This window comes from Psychrobacillus sp. FSL W7-1457 (genome assembly GCF_038593405.1).
Taxonomy (GTDB): domain Bacteria; phylum Bacillota; class Bacilli; order Bacillales_A; family Planococcaceae; genus Psychrobacillus.
The window spans coordinates 3004526-3024627 of the sequence record NZ_CP151993.1; the positions used below are offsets into that span (position 1 = coordinate 3004526).

20 protein-coding genes are annotated in these 20102 nt (G+C 36.1%); 5 read left to right on the plus strand and 15 right to left on the minus strand.

All coding sequences use genetic code 11. From position 1 onward, the window contains the following. Positions 1-630: 630 nt before the first annotated feature. Entirely contained in the window at positions 631-1308 is a 678-nt protein-coding gene (locus tag NSQ95_RS14680; RefSeq protein ID WP_340882503.1) for a hypothetical protein, read from the plus strand. 207 nt (positions 1309-1515) lie between these two features. On the opposite strand, the gene NSQ95_RS14685 is transcribed toward NSQ95_RS14680, so the two are convergent. From NSQ95_RS14685 to NSQ95_RS14710, 6 genes are all read right to left on the minus strand, one after another. After that, positions 1516-2751 (minus strand): IS110 family transposase, encoded by a 1236-nt coding sequence (locus NSQ95_RS14685; RefSeq protein WP_342560822.1) that lies wholly within the window; start codon positions 2749-2751, stop codon positions 1516-1518. 361 nt (positions 2752-3112) lie between these two features. Then, on the minus strand, positions 3113-3988 hold the full coding sequence (locus NSQ95_RS14690) for an ABC transporter ATP-binding protein (protein WP_342559867.1): 876 nt from the start codon (positions 3986-3988) through the stop codon (positions 3113-3115). Positions 3989-3993: 5 nt separating this feature from the next. Next, on the minus strand, positions 3994-4365 hold the full coding sequence (locus NSQ95_RS14695) for a GntR family transcriptional regulator (RefSeq protein ID WP_340882499.1): 372 nt from the start codon (positions 4363-4365) through the stop codon (positions 3994-3996). A gap of 506 nt (positions 4366-4871) precedes the next feature. Next, on the minus strand, positions 4872-5123 hold the full coding sequence (locus NSQ95_RS14700; RefSeq protein WP_340882497.1) for a DUF3006 domain-containing protein: 252 nt from the start codon (positions 5121-5123) through the stop codon (positions 4872-4874). 57 nt (positions 5124-5180) lie between these two features. Then, on the minus strand, positions 5181-6581 hold the full coding sequence (locus NSQ95_RS14705; protein ID WP_340882496.1) for a ComEC/Rec2 family competence protein: 1401 nt from the start codon (positions 6579-6581) through the stop codon (positions 5181-5183). A gap of 240 nt (positions 6582-6821) precedes the next feature. Then, the gene (locus tag NSQ95_RS14710; protein ID WP_342559868.1) at positions 6822-7373 is read right to left on the minus strand and encodes an excalibur calcium-binding domain-containing protein; all 552 of its coding nucleotides are present in this window, start codon (positions 7371-7373) and stop codon (positions 6822-6824) included. A 460-nt stretch (positions 7374-7833) separates the two neighbouring features. Here NSQ95_RS14710 and NSQ95_RS14715 point away from each other — a divergent pair, with 460 nt between their 5' ends. Further along, positions 7834-8286, plus strand: coding sequence for a DUF1307 domain-containing protein (locus NSQ95_RS14715; protein ID WP_340882492.1), 453 nt, complete (start codon positions 7834-7836; stop codon positions 8284-8286). A gap of 130 nt (positions 8287-8416) precedes the next feature. On the opposite strand, the gene NSQ95_RS14720 is transcribed toward NSQ95_RS14715, so the two are convergent. Continuing rightward, positions 8417-8617 (minus strand): hypothetical protein, encoded by a 201-nt coding sequence (locus tag NSQ95_RS14720; protein ID WP_340882489.1) that lies wholly within the window; start codon positions 8615-8617, stop codon positions 8417-8419. Between the two features lie 160 nt (positions 8618-8777). After that, positions 8778-9770, minus strand: a complete 993-nt coding sequence (locus tag NSQ95_RS14725; RefSeq protein ID WP_340882487.1) for a lipoate--protein ligase — start codon at positions 9768-9770, stop codon at positions 8778-8780. 122 nt (positions 9771-9892) lie between these two features. Between NSQ95_RS14725 and yhfH the strand changes: the two genes are divergently transcribed. Then, on the plus strand, positions 9893-10018 hold the full coding sequence (yhfH, locus tag NSQ95_RS14730; RefSeq protein ID WP_169360268.1) for a protein YhfH: 126 nt from the start codon (positions 9893-9895) through the stop codon (positions 10016-10018). Between the two features lie 165 nt (positions 10019-10183). After that, complete coding sequence (locus NSQ95_RS14735; protein ID WP_340882483.1) at positions 10184-11236, plus strand: LLM class flavin-dependent oxidoreductase; 1053 nt, start codon at positions 10184-10186, stop codon at positions 11234-11236. Positions 11237-11333: 97 nt separating this feature from the next. On the opposite strand, the gene NSQ95_RS14740 is transcribed toward NSQ95_RS14735, so the two are convergent. The 5 genes from NSQ95_RS14740 to hemE all read right to left on the minus strand — a co-directional run bounded on the left by NSQ95_RS14740 (position 11334) and on the right by hemE (position 16827). Then, a complete protein-coding gene (locus NSQ95_RS14740) occupies positions 11334-13523 on the minus strand; it encodes a YhgE/Pip domain-containing protein (RefSeq protein ID WP_342559869.1) in 2190 nt (729 codons plus the stop codon). A gap of 67 nt (positions 13524-13590) precedes the next feature. Next, the gene (locus tag NSQ95_RS14745) at positions 13591-14160 is read right to left on the minus strand and encodes a TetR/AcrR family transcriptional regulator (RefSeq protein ID WP_169360271.1); all 570 of its coding nucleotides are present in this window, start codon (positions 14158-14160) and stop codon (positions 13591-13593) included. A 94-nt stretch (positions 14161-14254) separates the two neighbouring features. Beyond that, positions 14255-14725, minus strand: coding sequence for a FixH family protein (locus tag NSQ95_RS14750; RefSeq protein WP_342559870.1), 471 nt, complete (start codon positions 14723-14725; stop codon positions 14255-14257). A gap of 98 nt (positions 14726-14823) precedes the next feature. Further along, on the minus strand, positions 14824-15753 hold the full coding sequence (hemH, locus tag NSQ95_RS14755; RefSeq protein WP_342559871.1) for a ferrochelatase: 930 nt from the start codon (positions 15751-15753) through the stop codon (positions 14824-14826). Between the two features lie 21 nt (positions 15754-15774). Further along, complete coding sequence (gene hemE, locus NSQ95_RS14760) at positions 15775-16827, minus strand: uroporphyrinogen decarboxylase (RefSeq protein WP_169360273.1); 1053 nt, start codon at positions 16825-16827, stop codon at positions 15775-15777. Positions 16828-17119: 292 nt separating this feature from the next. Here hemE and NSQ95_RS14765 point away from each other — a divergent pair, with 292 nt between their 5' ends. Beyond that, positions 17120-17608 (plus strand): antibiotic biosynthesis monooxygenase, encoded by a 489-nt coding sequence (locus NSQ95_RS14765; RefSeq protein WP_169360274.1) that lies wholly within the window; start codon positions 17120-17122, stop codon positions 17606-17608. 472 nt (positions 17609-18080) lie between these two features. Here the strand turns inward: NSQ95_RS14765 and NSQ95_RS14770 are convergent, their stop codons facing one another. Together NSQ95_RS14770 and NSQ95_RS14775 are read right to left on the minus strand one after the other, a co-directional pair. After that, positions 18081-19277, minus strand: coding sequence for an ABC transporter permease (locus tag NSQ95_RS14770; RefSeq protein WP_340882471.1), 1197 nt, complete (start codon positions 19275-19277; stop codon positions 18081-18083). Continuing rightward, entirely contained in the window at positions 19270-20010 is a 741-nt protein-coding gene (locus tag NSQ95_RS14775) for an ABC transporter ATP-binding protein (RefSeq protein ID WP_169361379.1), read from the minus strand. The genes NSQ95_RS14770 and NSQ95_RS14775 overlap by 8 nt, the downstream gene beginning before the upstream one ends. Positions 20011-20102: the final 92 nt, after the last annotated feature.

Genomic DNA, 20102 nt, shown 5'->3' on the forward strand with positions numbered 1-20102 from the left:
TGTACATGTTTAAATGTTAAAAAGCTATTTATGAAATTAACTGAGCTAGAACCCCCTCCTGACATAGATAAAGTAAAAGAGTATATGTGATATATACACACTATATACTATATTAACGGTATGCACAATATTAAAATCTGATTTTTATAAAAAAAAAGACCTTAATATATTATTAAAGTCTTTTAAAACGTTATTTATTTGAATCAATTTCATAATCTCTATGTTTACAAAAGAATACGAATGATAAATAGAAAATTATAGGCATTTTAGAAAATAAATTAGAATTGATTTGTGCTCATATCTCGAAGTCTTTTAGTGAGGGAGTGATCAGCCATCACCCATCTTTTACGCGCGTGGTAGTGATGTCTAACTGTTTTGCTCATCCAGTCAGACTCGCCGCTTGCTGCTTCAATCAATCCAGCGAAAAAGATGGTGGTAAATTGTTAAGTTGCTATTTATGAAATAGACTCATTTATAAATTGGCTATGTTAAAGGCTAGGGTTGTTTTTTCTTGAGGAGATTTAGTTTGTGAAATGTTACACTTAAACTAACGCGGCAGGTTAGTTGAACAAGAAATGATTTGAAACATATCCACTATCTTCACGTCTAACAATTTAAGGAGGCGACTTTTTGAAGAAATTACTTTTCACTTTTATATCACTGTTCCTATTATTAGCGGCTTGCCAAGCAAATGATTCCGATGCAATTACACTGGTTGGTCAAGACAACGAACATCCTATACTCGGTTCTGATAACACCTTACCCGAGGGTGAAGAATTAGCTGTAGACACGTCTGACATTGAACAAATGAATATAGGTTCCGAAATGCCCAAACTTTTATATGCCGATAACAACATTGCGATTATGCAAGGTACATTTGGAGTAGTCGTATATAATATGCAAGACTCTATAGTTACAAATCGAATTTCATATGAACAAATTAAGTCATATGACCTTACAATGATGTTGGCATCTGTATCACAAGATGGTACAACCATCTTTATTGGGAATGATGATATGTACAATGAATTTATTTATACCTATCAATACAATATTAGTTCGAGAGTAATCAAAAAAACAATACAACAGCCTTCAAGCTTATTTAGTCCTATAACTATCGAGACACCTGGTTACAACGAGGAGTACGATAAATATTTCGATTTAAATTATCTTACGGCTGACAAAATTGTAGAATTGGATAATACGTTTATCTATCTACGCTCTAAAGACTGGAATATGAAAAACCTACAAATCGTTATTTGCCAGTATGAAGATAGCGAAAACAAAGTTTTTGATGTATTCAAATAAGAATTAAAGTCATAGTCATTGTTCACCAATCGGGCACGATGAGGGAATAAACTGCTCTTTCTTCTTCAACTAAACCAGCCAATAGTTTGTCAATATTTATTAATGAAAAACCAAAATAGTTCATGCTATACTAAATTTGTGCATGCCAAATAACCTTTCAAAGTTCTACGTTTGGAAAGGTTTAGGATATTTTCATATATTTTTGAACTATGCTAGATCTTGGAAATCTGACTTGCTTTTTAATAGTGCATAAATCCAATGTAAAAGCTTATTTGCACATGCTATTACAGCCACTTTAAAGGGCTTTCCTTCTTCACGTTTCTTATCATAAAACTCACGTAACCTCTTATTTCGAGGAATGAGTTCATCTGTCGTTTTCTTCTTGCGACAATCACGAATGGCACTTTTTACGGCCATATATAAGGCGTGTCGTAGTCTACTAGAACCTCTTTTGGTAATCCGATTCAAAGTACCTTTGAATGTACCAGATTCAAAAACACTTGGATCAATTCCTGCAAAGGCAACTAATTTTTTAGGGTGATTAAACCGATCGATTTCCCCAATCTCAGAAATAATCGTTGCCGCGATTTTTTCGCCGATACCGGGGATAGATTGCAGAATCTTATATTCTTCCATGTTTTTCGCTAAAACATCTATCTCTTCTTCCAGATTGGATAGATGTTTTTTGTATTCCAGAAGCATTTTAATATACATATCCATGCTTAAAATAAGGCTGTAGTATAAGGTTTTCTGAAATGGATTACGATTTGCGGCTGTCTTCAATTTTTCTGACTTGCTGTTTGCCCATTGTTGCGAACGGCTTTTACAGAATTCTTTTATCTTTTTTGCGATTGTTTCTTCACTAGTAGCCAATACTTCCTCTGAAGTAGGGAATGATTGGAGCGAAAGTAAGGAAACGTCTGAATACAAATCTCCAAAAACACCACAGTATTCAGGAAATACTTGGTCTAAAACGGACTGGAATTGTAGTTTGGTTTGTACATACATACCAGTAATATTTTCATGTTGTCTTGTAAGGTTACGTAAATTTAAGAGCTGGATTCCTCGTTGTTTATAAGGCTCTAGATCCTCTTTATAAAACATCTCGCAGAGATGACGAGCGTCTATGATATCCGTCTTTACTTTACGTAAACTTGAACTCTTTGCTCGATACGAAACGAGTGGATTAACCATGATTAATAAATATCCTCTCTCTTCGAAAAATTGGACAACTGGTGTATGATAATGGCCTGTAGATTCCAAAACAATCGGGGGCCTTTCTCCAGAAGCCTCTTCTATTTCTCTAATAAACTCTAAAAGAATTGTAAGCCCTTCAAGTGTATGAGCCACTTTAAAGCTCTTTTTGTACGGTTGCTTTTTCTCCAAGAATGCTTGAACCTGACTTTCGCCTTTTGCCACATCCAGACCAATTACTGGATTCATCATTATTTTCCTCCTTGTCATACAATTAACCGGTAACCCCTATTCCTCCATGTAGTATCATAGCTTCGCTTGTTATACGAGATCAGAGTCCCAACCAGCCTCAATCATGTTTCTACAAGTAGGGGGCGAACTGTTTAATTGACGGGATCATTAGCCCCACGGGTGCTTACGTTCTACCCCGGCTACCGCAATCATATATCGATATAAAAAAAGGTCAACCAGAAATATCTGGCTAACCTTATAATACGAACGAGGTGCTTTAGTAAAAAGCAATATCAAAGTAAAATGAGCCAGGAAAATATCCTAGCTCATTTTTTACGTGTATTTAAATCAACCTTTACCTTTAACATAGCCTATAAATTTAACTATTTACCTTGCTTCTTTGGGCAGATTTCATATAATACATTATTTCATCTAAAGAGGCTTTCTCTATCACGACATGATCCTCAAAGACTTTCTGTACTTCTTCTGCATCTTTTGACAAAGCTTGAAATACCCCTTGAGAACGTTCTATGTCAATGAAATGTGCTTCTGTATCTCGGTCTAGTAAATCCGTGCTTCCTTTTACAACGACATATCGTTCCTGTAACTCATCTATACGTTGGTTAAGAAGAATTTTCCCTTTATCAACTAATACAATATAATCAGCAAAACGTTCTAAATCGCTTGTCGTATGCGTTGAAAAAAATATACTCCTTCCCTCATTTACCATAATTTCTTGAAAAATGTCTAACAACTCTCTGCGAAACGTAGGATCTAATCCTGATGTCGGCTCATCCATAATAATTAGTTCTGCATGATGAGATAAGGCAATAGCTATAGAAGCTTTCATTTTCATACCTTTAGAAAAATTTTTAAGAGATTTATTTAGAGGTAACTCAAATTGATTAACATACTGATTAAATTGTTGATCATCCCATGCTTTATAAGCGGGAGCAACTATTTTACTAATTTCTTTTAAATTCAGGGATTGATAAAATATATTGCTGTCGTATACGAAGCCTATACGGTTTTTAATTTCTTTCTCATGGCTGGCATAATTTTTTCCAAATACACTTACCTTTCCCTTATCCGGCTGTAAAAGATTCATCATTAACTTGATCATCGTCGATTTACCAGATCCATTCGGGCCAATAAATCCTGTTGTGTATCCTTCTTTTATCTGTAAATCTACATTGTCGATAGTTATTGTCTCAAATTTTTTAGAAACCCCCTGGAACTCTATTACATTTCCCATTCCTCTCACTCCTCGTACAGCAGCTTTAATAAATCTTGTAATTCTTCATAAGATAACCCTGATTCTTTACTGTTAGAGATAACCGCACTTAATTGTTCTTCAATTACACGCAATTTTTTCTCTCGAATAACATCTAAATTTTGTTCCGCTACAAATGAACCTTTTCCAACAATTAAATATATGAAGCCTGCCTTTTCTAATTCTTCATATGCTCGTTTTGTAGTAATCACACTAACTCTTAAATCTTTGGCCAATTGTCTAATGGAAGGTAAAGCGGTTCCTTCTTTTAACTCACCTGACAAGATTTTAGTCTGAATTTGTTTGAAAATCTGTTCATAAATCGGTTCCTTTGAACTGTTAGAAATAATAATTTGCATGCAGATACCTCCTTTACATCCATGTGTGTATCTATCGTAAATCCCTCGAAAATATTTTCGAAATATAGTTAAAATAAATTTTTATCTTTGCAATTAACTTAATATATACATCCGTCTATACCTCTTTATATATTATATATATTCACTATATACTATTCAACTAACGATTGCTTTAGCCCAGTTATCTCAACGTCTAGAATTTTAGGCTATGTTAAAGGGTAGGGTTGATTTATGATGCAAAGAAATCTTTAATCAGAGAGTAGAATTGATTTCTGCCCGAGCCTGACGCTTTCCGCGTGGTACTGCTTCAACCTCTTCGTCTCTTTGTTCCTGCCTGGACTTTTGCGTTCGCTTGTTGCCCCTAGGAGTCGCCACTTCCTCTTCAAACAACTAAAGTATAAAGTTTTTTCTACAGGATACGGGCCGGTCTTATAATAAAGAAAACGTGAAATCGAGTTTTCCGATTTCACGTTTTTACTTGAGAGACTAGTTATGTCCGAGTCTCTTCATTTATTTCTATTTATTAGATCTTCTAATAAAGCACTGATTTCTTCACGTCTATCTAATGTTTCTTCTTTTAAAACTTCCATTTGATATCCTTCATCAGTTGTTGTGATATTAACAATATCGCCTTCTTCTAGTTCAAGATCAAAAGTAGATGTTGGTAGGATCAGTTGGTTCATTTCTTCTGGTGCTTCCAAAAAAACATACATACCTTCTTCAATGCGGTCTAGTGTATATTTTTTACTTGAGCTCACTTACCTTCACTCCCTATGTTTTAATAGTGTGACGCGTCTCCTGTGCCGAAGATATTTTTACTGACTAACTGAATAACTTGTACCGTTGGTCTTAACTGTTATTGTACCTGATAAAGTATGATAAATACTTGATTTAAATAAATTTAGACGATCCACCACTGCTTTATGAGGGTGACCATATTGATTATTTTTGCCATAAGAAAGTATCGTAACTTCTGGCTTAACTGCTTTTAAGAAGGCTTCGGAACTACTTGTATCTGATCCGTGATGACCAGCTTTTAAAATAGTAGATTTTACATTATATTTGCTCATTATTTCTGATTCTTTTCCTGTATCTGCATCACCTGTCAAAAGAAATGAAATATTATTATAAGCTAGCTTTAGTACGATAGATGCGTCGTTATTATCACTATTAGTTGTTCCCACATTTAGCACTTGCAGATTTAAATTATCAAATGTAATTTTTTCACCTTTAGTTGGTATTTTAAAGTTTATATTTTTATTACGAATTAATGTTAGCATGTCCTTATACGTATTTGAAGTATGCACTTTACCGCTATCCATAAATGTACCAATTTTAATGTTAGATTCCAAAACTTTTATTAGTCCCCCGATATGGTCTGCATCAGGGTGTGTAGCAACCACAAAATCTAACTTTGTAATCCCTTGGGATTTGATGAATTTGACTACTGTATCACCTTTTGACTTTGTCCCACCGTCAATCAGCATACTTTTCCCGTTTGGTGACTGGATTAATATTGAATCTCCTTGACCGACATCAATAAAATGTACTTTCATTTCTTTTAAAGATAGAGCTTCTAATTGGGCAAGCTTCGATTTAGATGGGGTCTCATACTTAACTTTTGAGCTTTTTTGTACAAAGCTCCCACCACCAACTCCATATAATCCACCTTGATCACTCTTATATGTATAGACACGGAATTCTTCGCCTTTTTTTAGATTACGTACGGTTGATAGAGAACCATTTTCAAATTTCACTAATTTCGTGTCATCTATGATAGTAGCCTTACCGATTTGACCTTTTTTTAGCTCTGTCTTGCCCCACATTACTTTTGTTGCATTGCTTGGTGAAGTTGTTTGCTGTTCTAATAAAGCAAGCTTACTCTTTGATGGTGTTTCATACTTAACTGTTGCTGTATTTTTTTGTATAAAGCTTCCGCCACCTACACCATAAAGGCCACCCTGTTCGCTTTTATAACTATAGACACGGAATTCTTCACCTTTTGTTAATGTTCGAACTTCTTTTAAAGAATTATTTTCTATTTTTACGAGTTTCGTCTCTTTTAATATAGTAACCTTACCTATTTGTCCTAGCTTAAGCTCTGTTTTCCCCCACATAACTGGAGCGGCCTCAGCAGTTAATTGATTAGAAAAACCTAGACCTACAAATAAAAGTAATACTATAAATATTTTCATAAACTTATTAAACAAAATCATCAACTTCCTTCCATATATTATTATCCTACAAAAATAATAAAAATATGTCGATGGAAGTTTATTGAAACATGAAAAGCGAGGAGGCAGTTCCTCAGCCACCGGAGCTTTTATCCATTTGATCCCGAGGGGCAAGGCGGTGGAGCTAGACATGAATTTATCCACAGGTTTTAGAATTTTATAATTCTAAACAACAAAAAAATGGTATTCCCTTAGGAAACACCATTAAATTTAGTACTCATATTATCTTTCACATGCCCAGTTATCCTTATCTCTGTCATGCTTTGACGCATAAGCAGGATGCCCTTTTTTTACTCCTTGTGGATATACCTTGTTTAACTCCTTACAGTTTTGAAATTTTGTAGGAGCACCAGGTACAACCTCTATACCATTACCGTTTTCTGATTTCGTAAGTTTTGTCGAGACATAAGTCTTCGGCGGATTCTCTAAAAGAGCTAATTTTGATTTGGAAGGAGTTTCGTATAGGACATTATTGTTTTTTTGAATATAAGCTCCCCCACCAACCCCATATAATCCATTATGTGTACTTTTATAGCTATATACACGATATTCATCGCCTTTATTCAGCTTTCTTATTGTTTGAAGGGATCCGTCCTCCCCTATCTTCACTAAAGTAGAATCTTTTACTATAGTCGCTTTACCAATTTGACCTAGCTTCAGTTCTGTTTTCCCCCACATGACTATACTTGCAGCTTCCATGCTTGTCCCATTCACAAAAACAAAACTAAACATTAATATCATTGCTATTAACAGCTTCACTGACTTCTTTTTCATTTCCTCACTCCTACTACAATTACTTTTCTTATATATTTTACCACTTTATGTTTAATAAATGGTAAAAACGGGTAAAAGTTTCATTAGCAAAAAGATTTCATCAAAATGACAGTTATTAGCCCTTGTACAATACAAACGTCACTTTGAAAACTTATATGTTATTCAGCAAAATTAAGATCCTCTTTATTTACATAAAAAAGATCAATCATGTAGTTATACCATAATATTAGTAGTACCGATTTGCCGAAGTTATGAAAATACGTGACTTATACAGGGGCTTTTTGTTTTGAAATCATTTTGCTAATAAATTAGTAGAAAGGATTGAATTTTATTAGAACATATAGCTGAATTAGGGGAGTCAAGATTGATGTAAATGAAAACCTCGGATTTTATTTGTAGAGGTTAAAAGTAACACCACCATATCGCTATCTTAAAATACCAAATGACAAGGAGTCTAACAATGAAAAAATTAATAGGGTTTATTACGTTTGTAGTTTTAGCTGTTTTTCTAACAGCATGTGGTGAAAGTGAAACAACTAGAACATTTGAGGCTGAGCAGAATGGCATTGCAACGACGTTAGAGTACACGGCTAAAGGTGATAAAGTAACAAAGCAAACAACAGAAAATGTTATCGAGTATGAACTAGCTGGTATTGAATCGAAAGAACAGGCGAAAGAACTTTTTGAGCCTATGACCGAACAATTCCAAAACATTGATGGAATAACACATAAACTAGAATATGATGATTCCAAGGCAATTGAATCCTTAGTTATAGACTATGAGGCGGTCGATTTTGATGAAATCATGGGTCTGCCAGGTATGAATTTTAGTGAAGACCCTAAAAATAATGGGATAAGTATGGAAAAATCAGCAGAAATGTTAGAGAGTCAAGGCTTTAAGGAAGTAAAATAATGAATGATGAACGCATTTGAATCCTCCAGGTGCGTTTTTTTATCGTACTTATTTCAGATATAAAAAAGGTAAAAGGCATCATCCAAGTTCTCCCTAATCGGGTCTTTGATGTGCCTTTTTATTGCCTAACTTAAATTCTGAAATTATTTTGGTTCTTAAGAAGTTCATAGATTTTAATTAACAAAGTAATAATTATACTTAACATAGCTATAATTAGAATCGTACCAATTAGAATAGCATCAAGCGTTACCTGTGCAAACGCTAAAAGCCCATAGCCTAACATTAAACTACCAAAAAAAATTAAAATGCCCATTGAAATATAGCGTGACATAAGAACCCCCCTTTTCAATACTTCTGTTGTCAGTTTTACTCCATTTAACTTTAACATAATTATCCAAAACTGTTCCAAGTACTACAAAATTATTTATTTCAAAAGAAAAAACAGCCCATTTAGATATGGACTGTTTACCCGGCACTATTCGAACAATTAGTCAGTACATTAACTGAATCAATTCCTCTTTCGTTATACCACCAAAATACTTTGGAACGTCTACTGATTCTAATGCTTGTTCTATGGCCTCTTTGCTGTAATTTTTACCAACTAGTAAAACCTCTACCTCTTCCACTTCTCCTACTCCAAAGAAGTCTCCGAAAAATTTAACCTCTTCAATAACCCCTTTGTTCACCTCTAGACGAACGTCTACACTGCCCGTAGGAAATCGGTGGGAATGCTGGATATTAGACTTAGGAGATTTTCCATAGTTCCACTCCCATTTCTGATAACGCTCTTCAGATAGCTTGTGGATATTAGCCCAGTCCTCCTCCGTTAGTTCCCAATATTGAACCTTGTCTTCCCCTCCAAAAATAGAAGAAAGTATCGCTAAGCGGAATTCCTCTATCGTCATCGGCTTGTCCAGTAGATCTACTATATTTGTAACACGACTACGAATGGATTTAATTCCTTTTGACTCAATTTTGTCTTTTTTAACTTTTAATGCAGAAACAACGGCATCGATTTCAGTATCGAACATTAGTGTACCGTGACTGAACATTCTTCCACGAGTGGAGAACTGAGCATTACCAGAGATTTTTTTTCCTCCAGCTAATATATCATTTCTTCCAGAAAGCTCTGCTTCTACACCCATTTGCTTCAATGCATCTACAACTGGCTGCGTAAACTTTTTAAAGTTACGGAAGCTATCTCCATCGTCCTTCGTTAAGAAGCTGAAATTTAAATTACCAAGATCGTGATAAACTGCTCCTCCACCAGAAAGACGGCGTACTGGGATAATACCGTTTTGCTCTACAAAATCTGTATTAATTTCTTCAATTGTATTTTGATTTCTCCCTATAATGATTGATGGCTGATTTATGTAAAACAGAAGAAATGAATCCTTCTCTACATCCATAGTATTGAGAGCATATTCTTCAATAGCTAAGTTAATGCGTGGATCAGTAATTCCTTTATTATCAATAAAAAACATGGGTATCACTCCTTTATTCCTATTTTAGCAAAAATCTATAGAAAGTGTTGACAAAACATTCTGTGTTATATTACAATGAATTCAATCGAAACAGTTATATAACAGATGGAGGTGGAATATATATGTTAGAAAACGTATTAGAATTTTTCCGTAACCTGCCCAAAAAGAAATGCGTAACATGCGGCGAGCCAATTGAAGAGCAACATGAATGCTATGGGAACCACTGTGATAAATGCAACAACCTATAATTCTTTAAAATTACCAGCTAGAAGCTCCCCTTCCTAGCTGGTTTTTTTTGCGTATATTGATGAATGAGTTTAACTATAAAGGATTTATTGTTAATAACCAAGCATTATGATAGGATTAGTAATAATAATTTTCAGAATTAATAAAATTAAAGGGGAGGATAAATAATGAAGTATGGATTTTGGTTGCCTGTTTTCGGCGGGTGGTTACGAAATATAACAGATGAGGATATGCCTGCAACATTTGAATATGTAAAAGAGCTAGCACAAAATGCGGAAGACTGGGGTTACGATTTAACCTTAATAGCGGAATTAAATCTTAATGATATTAAAGGAGTGGAGAGTCCCTCTTTAGATGCATGGTCAACTACTGCGGCTATCGCAGCCGTCACGAAACGCATAGAAATTTTAACTGCGATTCGACCTGGCTTCCATAATCCTGCGTTAACGGCAAAAGCAGCAGCAAATATAGATCACATCAGCAACGGGCGTTTTTCTCTCAATGTTGTATCTGCATGGTGGGAAGGGGAAGCAAGACAATATGGAGGTATCTTCACAGCACATGATGAACGCTATGCACGGACAGAGGAGTTTATCCACATCTTAAAAGGGTTATGGAAAGAAACACCTTTTACTTATACTGGCCAGTTTTATCAATATGAAAACACATACTTGTCTCCGAAGCCAATGAACCAGCATATCCCCCTATATGCTGGTGGAGAAAGTGAAGCTGGGAAGCAAACAATTGCTAAAACTTGTGACTCCTATGTTATGCATGGTGGCACAGTCGAGGAAATTGCTGAAAAAATTAATGATATGAAAAATAGACGCCAGTCTCTTGGGGAAAAACCATTAGAAACGTTTGGGATGTCTGCCTATATCATTTGTCGAGATACCGAAGAGGAAGTACAACAAGAACTTGCTCGCATTACGGAAGTAAAAGAAGGTTCTCCTGGTTATGAGGGTTACAAGGATTTTGTTAGCAAATCTCATCTTAACGTAGAGGTGCAGCTTAAGGATTATTCCGTGTCCAACCGAGGATTACGGCCAGACTTAATAGGCACACCTGAACAACTTGCTAAAAAAATTATTGCGTTTGAGGAAGCTGGAGTAAATCTGTTAATTCTTCAGTTTTCCCCGCAGCACACGGAAATGAAACGGTTTGCAGACCAAGTGATGCCTCTAGTAGAAAAATTGAAAAAAGAAAAACAGGAAGTCTAATGTTCCCAAGTGGTGGGTGAAACAAAATTTAATGTACAAAATAAAGCTCCTCACATTTTACTTTTCGTAAGATGCGAGGAGCTTTATTAATTTTATGTTACGCTTCTTTTGTTTGTTTAGAATAGCGTTTTGTAAACAAAAGCATAAAGTATCCGAATGTTATTACTAAGCACACTACCATCACGCCAAGTAAGAAGCTATTATTAAACCAGAAATGACTTAAATCACCTGTAGAAATAGATGCTTTAAAGCTTTGGACTGAGTAAGTCATCGGTAACAATTTATTAAAGAATTGCAACGGTGCTGGTATAAGTTCTAATGGGAATGTACCCGCACTTGTTGTGAGCTGCAGAATTAGGACAATAATTGCAACAAATCTTCCTGGATCACCTAAAATCGAAACAAGCAACTGTACTAATGCTAAGTATGTGAAGCTTGTAATGACTGCAGAAAGGATGAACAGTCCTACACTTTGAGTTTCAAGCTTTAAGACAAATAGTGCAACCGCAACTACAAACAGCGATTGGATAATTCCTACTACACTTAAAACAGTTATTTTACTAGCAAACCATTTCGCCCCACTTGTTGGAGCAATCGCTGGTTGAACAAATGGGAAGACAATTGATATTAACAATGCACCGACAAATAACCCAAGTGATAAGAAATAAGGTGTGAATCCTGTTCCATAGTTAGGTACCTCATTGACCCCTACCACATTAACATCTACTGGAGAAGCGACCATTTCGTAAGTCGATTCAGAAGGTGCTACTTCGCCTGCCTGCTCACTTGCTTCTTTTAAGCTAGATTGCAATGTTTCCGTTCCATCTGCCAGTAATTGTGTACCTTCTACTAGTTTAGTAGAACCATCTGCTAATTCCCCTGATTTCGTAGCAAGTGTACCAGTACCCTCTTTTAATTGGGATGAGCCGTTAGCTAGTTCGTTTAATCCATTCACAAGGCTAGAGGATCCAGCATACGCCTGACTGATTCCAGCGTTGAATTCGTTCATTTTTTCTTTTAGAGTAGTCGTACCACCAGCAAGATTAGATGAGCCTTCTACTAATGCTGCTGAAGATGATGCTAATTGTGAAACACCCTGCTTTGCTTGTGAGTAACCTCCACTCAGCTGTTCCGCTCCACTCACTATTTGAGAAGTCCCAGTAGTTAAATCCTGAGTTCCACCAGCTAATTGTTCTAAGCCTGAGGAAACAGAAGTACTACCAGCCTCTAGTTGCTTTAATGTCTCTGTAATAGCAGCCGACTGTTCTGGAGGTAAAGCAGCTGTTAACTGACCTAATTGTTGAGATAATGCTTGGATACCAGCTGTTACATTAGCAGAGCCTTGAGCCAGTTGGTTTGTGCTGTCATTCAATTTGGAGCTACTCGCTTGAAGCTTAGCCAAGGAATCTAGCAGGCCTTTTTCCTTTTCGCTAAGTAATTGATAGCTTTCATTTAATTTATCTACACCAGCTGTGTACTCCTTAATACCACTATCTAAAGCGACTGCCCCTTCAGCCGTTTGACTAACGCCATTTGCAAGCTGAGAAGAACCATCAGCAAGTGTTCCCAGACCTTCATTTAAATCCTTAGATCCAGTAGCAGCTGTATTAATACCATCAACTACCTTATTAGTACCATCACTCAGCTCAATCGTACTACTAGCTAATTGTTCCAAGTAGCCTTTTAGGTTAGAGGCACCATTATTAACTTCAGCTACGCCGTCTTTTAACTGCCCTGCCCCATCAGAGGCTTCCGCAAATCCATCACCTAGCTTCGTAATTGAATCAAATAGCTGTTCAGCATAAGTTGCTGATACTTGCTCATTCACTTCTGCACGAATACGATCCATTGCTGTCTCACCTATTTGCGATGATAAGAAATTAAATCCTTCATTTGCTTTATAAGTGATGACCATTTTTTCTGGCTTCTCATCTAATAAAGTCGTTGCATGTTCAGAGAAGTTTTCAGGAATCTCGATTAATAAATAATAATCTTGGTTCAATAACCCTTCATCTGCCTCTTTTTCAGATACAGATACAAACTTAAATTGGCCACTTTCTCGTAGCTTATCTGTTAGCTCCTTACCGAGGGCTAGCTCTGTTCCGTTGTACTCCGCCCCTTCATCCGAGTTAACAACTGCTACAGGAAGATCACTTAAGTTAGCATACGGATCCCAGAAAGCCCATAAGAACATCCCAGCGTACATCACTGGAATAAATAAAACTGCAATTATTGAAATCAATAATTTTTTGTTTTTAAAAATACCTTTCCATTCCGATTTTATCATATCGATTCCTCCTAATACTATGTGACCGATATGTTCATTTGGTCACTTTTAGCTAAAAAAATGAGTCTCAAATTGCGAGACTGCGAAAAATTGTATCCTGAAAAAAGTTAGCAATATCTTCTTCAGATAATGAATCATCGTGGGTTAAGTTCCAATCATTTACGAATGCAACATAAGCCTTTAATAATAAATATGCTACAAGCTCTGCATTTACTTGTCGGATTTCTCCCTTTTTAACATATTTATTAATTTTCTCACATATGAACGAAACAATAGCTTGCTCGACTTGGCCAATGACATGCTTTACTGCAGGAGTTTTCCATTGTTTTTCCTCATCAATTATCTTTGCATACAATTGATGTGTTTCACGGAACTCGAGCATCTTCATGAGCGCTGCATGAGCATTTTGCTGAAATGGAGCATCTTCAATAATGACATTAACAGCTTCCAGTTTCATTTCTTCAATCATATGAAGGACAATTTCTTGGAACAAGACTTCTTTGTTTTCAAAGAAATTATATATAGTTCCTTTTCCTACATTTGCAATCTTGGCTATTTGCTCCATAGTTGTTGCTTTATATCCGAAAAGAGAAAAGGATTTATTGGCAGCTATTAAAATTTCCTGTTTGCGGTCCATTTGGTTATCCCTCCTCATAAAAAAATGACCAGAAAACCATTTCGGTCAACTAGTCATTATAATACTCTCTATTGTTTATTTACGCAAGTAAAATTTAATGTTTTTCACTCATATGATCCATTGAGTTATCGCTATCGTCAGGTAACACTTTACTCATATCTGGTGTACCTACTGTAAGCTCTTGTTTAGGCATTACGTGCATATCTCTTGCGGTTGTATGAGCAAACATATAGTAAACTCCGTCATGTTCAAAAGTAAAGTCAGCTTCATACACACCATCTTCTGTAAGCTTACCCTCTACCATATGTCCTTCGTCACGAAGTCCTGATTCCCATACCTCGAACTCTACAGAATTTGCATCATTTACTGCTTCCCCGTTTTGTGTAACTTTAGCAGAAAGCTTGATATCTTCGTTAATAGGTAACTCTTTAGGTGTTTGAATCTCTACCATAACCTCTTCTAATGTTCCTTGATGACTAGTACTTGAATGTGTTTCTTTCTTTTCACCACAGCCTACCAAAGTTAAAGCTACAAGTAGTGCTAGTGAGATAATGACCTTTTTCATCCGAAAATTCCTCCCAGAATGGTAATGTAAAACTCCACATGCTTCCTAAAAATACTCTAAAAGCCAATAACTTTTAGAGCATTTTATCAATCGGTTTTTTAAGCTTTTAAATGCTTCATAACTACGTCCGCCATAGCATCAATAAATTGAGGCTGGTCGTTTGGCATAGCTGGACGCACATAAGTAGCACCGATTTCATCACAAACTACTTTACATTCGTAATCGTTATCGTAAAGAACTTCTAAGTGCTCCGCAACAAATCCTACTGGAGTATAAACGAATGTTGTATAGCCTTTTTCTTTGTGTAAATCATGAGTCAAGTCTTGTACATCTGGTCCAATCCATGGTTCAGGAGTTTGACCAGCACTTTGCCAGCCTACTGCATAATGTTTTACACCAGCAGCCTCAGCGATTAAATCTGCTGTTTCTTTTAACTGATCTTCGTATGGATCTCCCATAGTTTTAATTTTTTCAGGTAACGAGTGAGCAGAAACAACTAAACAAGCTTTTTCACGTTGCTCTTCCGACATATTAGCAAAAGCCTCGCTTACTTTCTCGCTCCAGTACTGGATGAACTTAGGTTCTGTATACCAGCTTTCCACTGAAGTTATTTTAAGATTACCTAGTTTTTCAGCCTCTTCTTTAATACGTCCATTATATGATTTAATAGAGAACGTCGAGAAATGTGGAGCCAATACGATGGAAACGGCTTCCGTAATTCCATCCTTATGCATTTCTGCAACTGCATCCTCTAAGAAAGGTTCGATATGCTTTAAGCCTATATATAACTTAAATTCAATGTCATCTTGTACTTCATTTAAACGGTTGCAAAGACCTTTTGCTTGGTTTTCAGTGATTTTAGCTAGCGGAGAGATTCCTCCAATTGCTTTATAGCGGCCCGTTAAATCCTCTAATTGTTCTTCGCTTGGTTTGCGACCATGACGAATATGCGTATAGTAACGTTCAATATCCGCTTCTTCATATGGAGTTCCATATGCCATTACTAATAATCCCATTGTCTTCTTCATTTTTGTCACCTCAAAAGTTTTTTAGTTAGATTTCGCTGCAATAAGTTCTCTACTATAATCATGAATAAAGGCAGTTAAACGTTTCAAGACATCCGGATCAACTTCTGGGAATACGCCGTGCCCTAGGTTGAAAATATGGCTCGGATGAGCAACCCCTTGTTCAATAATTGTTTTTGCACGTTTCTCAATTTCTGTCCAATCTCCGATTAAATAAGAAGGATCCAAGTTACCCATTAGTGGTTTAGTTAACCCTTTTGCACGAGCTTCCTCGATAGACAGACGCCAATCGATCCCCACAACATCAACAGGTAGGTCATGCCATTCCATTGCTAGGTGGCTGGCACCTACACCAAATGTAATTAACGGAACACCTGTCTCACGTATTTCTGAGAAAATACGAGTCATAATTGGTTTGATGAAGATACGATAATCTTCTACATTTAATGCCCCAACCCAAGAGTCAAAAATTTGGATGGCCTTAGCTCCAGCTTTAACTTGTGCTTTTATGTAAATAATAATCATATCAGCAAGCTTGTCCATTAAAGCAAACCATGCTTGTGGCTCAGATACCATAAATGATTTCGTTTTGTTATAGCTTCTAGATGGTCCACCCTCAATCATGTAGCTTGCTAATGTGAATGGAGCACCTGCAAAACCAATTAGTGGGACATTTAATTGTTCTGTCGTTAATAATTTTATAGTATCTAAAACAAATGGTACGTGGTCTTCTGGAGAGAATTCTCCTAGTTTTTCCACATCTTGTACGGTACGTATTGGATTTGAAATGACTGGTCCAACACCAGATTTTATTTTTACGTCTACTCCGATTCCTACAAGTGGAGTTACAATGTCTTTATAAAGAATAGCCGCATCTACATTGTAGTTTTCTACTGGTAGACGTGTCACATACGCACAAAGCTCTGGCTCGTGGGTAATTTGTTCTAAAGAATATTTTTCTTTAATTTTTCTATATTCTGGTTGCGATCTTCCCGCTTGCCTCATATACCATACAGGTGTATGTTCCACTTTCTCACCGCGCGCTGCACGTAAAAGTGTGTCGTTAAAAGTAGTCATTTCATTTCCTGCCCTTCTTGATAACATGTTATTTTATACCTAAATACATTACATGATAATACTTTACTACATTGCCTGAAGAAAATCTTTTGAATTGCCTTTGATAACGATTACATTCCGTTTCCAATATACGCTTCAACTATAGACGTTTCTTGAATTAATGTATAGTTATAAACGGGAATTGTCATAAATTTGTCCTGATTTCAAACCATCCTGAAAAAAGGTTGTTTTTAAATTTGCAAATTAGGGGAAAATATAAATACAAAATATAAATTATACTGGAGGAAGTTTAATGAAATTATATATGACGTCCGGAACACCTGAGTTTATGCAGTCCATAAAAGATAAACATCCCAATGAAAATATATACATTTTACATGGAACAGGAAATTCAGTTCTCATTCATGAAACGACTGGTAAATCCGTCTTTCAAGTCCCTCGTATTTATGAAATTTTAGAATCTCGCGGCAGTTTTAATGAAAATGGATATTTTGTCCTTCACCACATCCCCGTATCCGATGAAGGTAAACCAATATTTGAACATCAATATACAAACCTGTCTCCAACTGTTGAATCTGAACCAGGCTTCATAGCTTTACGCGTTTTAAAACCTTTAAAATCAGATACTTATATTATCTTATCGGAATGGAATGGACCTAATAGCTATGAAATCTGGGAAAAGTCTGTTGCGCTAGACTTCACCAGTGTCGCAGATAAGCAACAGCTATTTACAAGTGCACCTTATATATCGACCTATCGTTCGAAAACAAAAGAGGAATAAGAATAGAGATTAATTAACAAACGCTAAAACGCTCATAATCTGAGCGTTTTCTTATTTTTAATATGTACAAAAAATAAATTAATGATTCCTATTTTTGTAATACACAAGTGTCACAAAGAAGATAATGCCATTTGCTAATTCAAGTTTTATGTTGGATTAATGGGACACTTTCCGCCTGCTTATGGGCGATTCCCACCTTTACGGGCGCTTTTCTTTGATTTATGGGTTACTTCTAACCTATTTACGGGCGTTTTCCATACTCTTTATGGGACACTTTCCGCCTGCTTATGGGCGGTTCCTAACTTTATGGGCGCTTTTCTTTGATTTATGGGACAATTCTAACCTGCAAATGGGCGCTTTGCTATTCTTTATGGGGCACTCCAACCTACTTACTCCATACTTTTTTTTCAAATTAAAAAACTGCAAACTACTCAATTTACTTGAGTGTATTTGCAGTTTTTTATTTCAACAATTAGATTTTACTCATTCGCAAAGTTAGTTCTGACACTACTAGCACTGCTACTGGTACTAAGAATGTGATAGGAGAATTTCCACCTTGGATTAGAACTCCTATCAAAACAGCCGCTGCTTGAATGAACTGAAGAATCCTAATCAAACTCGCAACTGATTGCTTTCTTGCGTCCTTTTCAATAGGAAACAAAAGATCCATTCTAAATTCATATCCTGATAATAGTGCATGCTTAATCTGAATAACTGTAGCAAAGGAAAGAGCAGCGGCAAATATTATGGATACGATTGGGAACGGAATGAATACAGCTCCGATGATTGCAAGTCCAGTTAAACGCAGCCACAAATAGAAAAAGTCATTAGTTCGGATGAAAGTCCTCATAACTAAGTAAAGCTGGGTATTTTTTTGTCCATATCTCGCAAGCTTATAAAATACATCCAACCATTTTCTTCTTTTGGTTGCTCCACGAATGTGTGGAACGTCGGTAAAGTAATTAGCAAATCGATAAAATCTCATCATACGAGATTGCTCAACTATAATAAAGTGTTCAAATGGAAATGGAACTTCTTTTTTCTTTTTCACCCATGCCATTGTATAAATAAATTGTACAATAGCTACTAAGATCACAAATAAATAGCTTCCATTCAATAGGAAATACAGTGCCACTAATACAAGTAGAAAGCGTAGAAAACGGTCTCCCCATACGCCTCTTCCATTAGCAGCCCATCGGAAGTTGAACTCCGTATGGATGCTCCAATACTTTAATACTAATAAAAATATCAATAGAGCAATAATTTCTTCTCTTGTACTACCAGCTACTCTTGTAAGTAAAGGAATTGCCACAACATATGCAGCCAAGGTGACTACTATTGAAGAGAAATAGGTCCAACGAAGTGCAAGTCGTAGATATTCCCCTAGCTTTGTTTCTAACGGCAAAAAATACACACTGTCTGCATTTTTTAACAGAGTAACAGGTGTGCTCAATGTAACTAAGATACTTAAGATAAACGCAACTACCAAATATGCGGGAAAATCCTTAGGAGCTGTGTTTAGCCATCCACTATACGTATAGCCTAGCGCGCCAATCGCAAATACGATAACAATAGCCAAATGACCAGAAACAATAAATTTCATATATTTCTGGAGCTCATTTATATAGAAGACAAATCGCTTACTCCATACTTCACGCAAATTATTCATCTTGTTGTTCCTTTGTCATTTCGATGTAAAGATCATCTAATGTAGCATATGGCATGTTAAATGCTGCTCGTAAGTCCGTCATCGTTCCTTGTGCACGAATTTTCCCATTATGCAAAAGAAGTATGCGATCACAATATCGTTCAGCTGTTGATAGAATATGTGTCGACATGAGGACAGAAGCCCCCTCATCCTTTCTTGCTTTCATCTGATCCAGTAGTGATTGAATCCCTAAAGGGTCTAGACCTACAAACGGTTCATCAATAATGTATAGGGATGGACTCACTAAAAATGCACACATAATCATCACTTTTTGACGCATTCCCTTAGAAAAATGAGTTGGAAACCAGTTTAATCGTTTTTCCATACGAAACTCTTTTAATAGGGAAGTTTTTCTTGCCTCAAATACATCCTTGTCCAAATTGTAGGCCATAGCCGTAAGCTCTAAATGTTCATTTAACGTTAACTCGTCATATAATACCGGCGTTTCTGGTATATAAGAAAAAGAAGAGCGATATAGTGCTGGGTCGTCCTTTAACGTCTTTCCGTTTAGTAGAATTTCCCCGTTTGCGGCATTCATTGTTCCAATAATATGCTTGATCGTTGTACTTTTCCCAGCACCATTCAGCCCGATTAAACCCACAAGCTCTCCTTTACCAATAGAAAAGTCCAAATCATGCAATACAGGCTTTCTTGTATATCCACCTGTTACATTTTTTACTTCTAATACAGTCATTTCTACACCTCACTTCTTCTTAATTATAATTTTACCAAAGCCTGCCTTAAAAATCTTCTGTCATTTCATTTCTATCTCTCAAATTGTTAAAA

Coding starts and splice junctions, on each gene's coding strand:
- NSQ95_RS14685 (WP_342560822.1), bottom strand. CDS start 2,751: ATGAATCCAGTAATTGGTCTGGATGTGGCAAAAGGCGAAAGTCAGGTT.
- NSQ95_RS14690 (WP_342559867.1), bottom strand. CDS start 3,988: ATGGGAAATGTAATAGAGTTCCAGGGGGTTTCTAAAAAATTTGAGACA.
- NSQ95_RS14695 (WP_340882499.1), bottom strand. CDS start 4,365: ATGCAAATTATTATTTCTAACAGTTCAAAGGAACCGATTTATGAACAG.
- NSQ95_RS14705 (WP_340882496.1), bottom strand. CDS start 6,581: ATGATTTTGTTTAATAAGTTTATGAAAATATTTATAGTATTACTTTTA.
- NSQ95_RS14710 (WP_342559868.1), bottom strand. CDS start 7,373: ATGAAAAAGAAGTCAGTGAAGCTGTTAATAGCAATGATATTAATGTTT.
- NSQ95_RS14715 (WP_340882492.1), top strand. CDS start 7,834: ATGAAAAAATTAATAGGGTTTATTACGTTTGTAGTTTTAGCTGTTTTT.
- NSQ95_RS14720 (WP_340882489.1), bottom strand. CDS start 8,617: ATGTCACGCTATATTTCAATGGGCATTTTAATTTTTTTTGGTAGTTTA.
- NSQ95_RS14725 (WP_340882487.1), bottom strand. CDS start 9,770: ATGTTTTTTATTGATAATAAAGGAATTACTGATCCACGCATTAACTTA.
- yhfH (WP_169360268.1), top strand. CDS start 9,893: ATGTTAGAAAACGTATTAGAATTTTTCCGTAACCTGCCCAAAAAGAAA.
- NSQ95_RS14735 (WP_340882483.1), top strand. CDS start 10,184: ATGAAGTATGGATTTTGGTTGCCTGTTTTCGGCGGGTGGTTACGAAAT.
- NSQ95_RS14740 (WP_342559869.1), bottom strand. CDS start 13,523: ATGATAAAATCGGAATGGAAAGGTATTTTTAAAAACAAAAAATTATTG.
- NSQ95_RS14745 (WP_169360271.1), bottom strand. CDS start 14,160: ATGGACCGCAAACAGGAAATTTTAATAGCTGCCAATAAATCCTTTTCT.
- NSQ95_RS14750 (WP_342559870.1), bottom strand. CDS start 14,725: ATGAAAAAGGTCATTATCTCACTAGCACTACTTGTAGCTTTAACTTTG.
- hemH (WP_342559871.1), bottom strand. CDS start 15,753: ATGAAGAAGACAATGGGATTATTAGTAATGGCATATGGAACTCCATAT.
- hemE (WP_169360273.1), bottom strand. CDS start 16,827: ATGACTACTTTTAACGACACACTTTTACGTGCAGCGCGCGGTGAGAAA.
- NSQ95_RS14765 (WP_169360274.1), top strand. CDS start 17,120: ATGAAATTATATATGACGTCCGGAACACCTGAGTTTATGCAGTCCATA.
- NSQ95_RS14770 (WP_340882471.1), bottom strand. CDS start 19,277: ATGAATAATTTGCGTGAAGTATGGAGTAAGCGATTTGTCTTCTATATA.
- NSQ95_RS14775 (WP_169361379.1), bottom strand. CDS start 20,010: ATGACTGTATTAGAAGTAAAAAATGTAACAGGTGGATATACAAGAAAG.